Consider the following 1,017-nt stretch of genomic DNA (forward strand, 5'->3'; position numbering starts at 1 on the left):
TGTGAGTTCTCAGAAGGTCATTCACCCTTGCGATTGGCGGGAGGCCGCCCAGTGCAGAATGTGGTCGTGACTGGTTGAACCAGTCAAGCCAGCGCGTGAGGTCGGCGTTTCGCGCTGCTGATGTTGGATGGTGCAGGCCGTAGGCCCATTCCCGCAGGAGGGTCTGGATGAACCTTTCCGCCTTGCCGTTGGTCTTGGGCGTGTAGGGGCGGGTGAAGATGTGTCGGATGCCCAGCCATCGCAGCGCCTTTGCAAAGCGGCGGGAGCGATAGGCGCTGCCATTGTCGGTCATCACCCGCTCGGCCCGGATGCCGTGCCCGCGGAACCAGCGCAGGGCGCGCAGCAGGAAGGCCGTCGTGGTGTCGCGCCGCTCGTCGGCGAGCACCTCGACATAGGCCAGCCGCGTCGCGTCATCGACGGCGACATGGACGAAGTCCCAGCCCGCGCCGCGGTTGCGGCAGCCCCTCCGCGTTCCGGTGGCGCGGTGGCCGGGCCGGTCGAAGCGGCCGAGCTTCTTGATGTCGAGGTGGATGAGCTCGCCTGCCCGCGCCCGTTGGTAGCGGCGCACCGGCCCGGGCGGGTCGATCCGGGCCAGCCGTCCCATGCCGGCACGGGCCAGCCAGCGCGCCACGGTCGACCGCGCGAGGCCCAGCTTGACGGCGATCTCCGCCCCGGTCAGGCGCAACTCGCGGCGAAGGTGCAGCGCCAGCGCGACCAGGCGATCCGGCAGACGCCCCGCCACACGGACGGGGGCGCTTGCGCGGTTCGACAGCGCCGCGCACCCGCCCGCGCGGAACCGCGCAAGCCACTTCCGCACGGTGCGCAGGGAAACGCCGAAGGCAGCAGCCACTTCCGCTGCCTTCTGTCCGGCACTGAGACGGGCGACGATCTGCTCTCGACTGTAGACGGTAAGGCGGGCACCTTGGTGCGGGTTGTTCATCCTGCGGAATCCTCGGCTGGAGTTTGGCGATTGCAGCCTAACCCCGCTTCGGGTGAACAACCTCCCGAGAATTCACA

At 68.9% G+C, this 1,017-nt stretch carries 1 protein-coding gene; it reads right to left on the bottom strand.

The features are described 5' to 3' along the window. Window positions 1–940: IS481 family transposase (locus GU927_RS20390; RefSeq protein WP_161764234.1), on the bottom strand; the 940-nt coding region annotated here is incomplete at its 3' end. Window positions 941–1,017 lie beyond the last annotated feature (77 nt).

The organism is Paragemmobacter amnigenus (assembly GCF_009908265.2).
Lineage (GTDB): Bacteria > Pseudomonadota > Alphaproteobacteria > Rhodobacterales > Rhodobacteraceae > Paragemmobacter > Paragemmobacter amnigenus.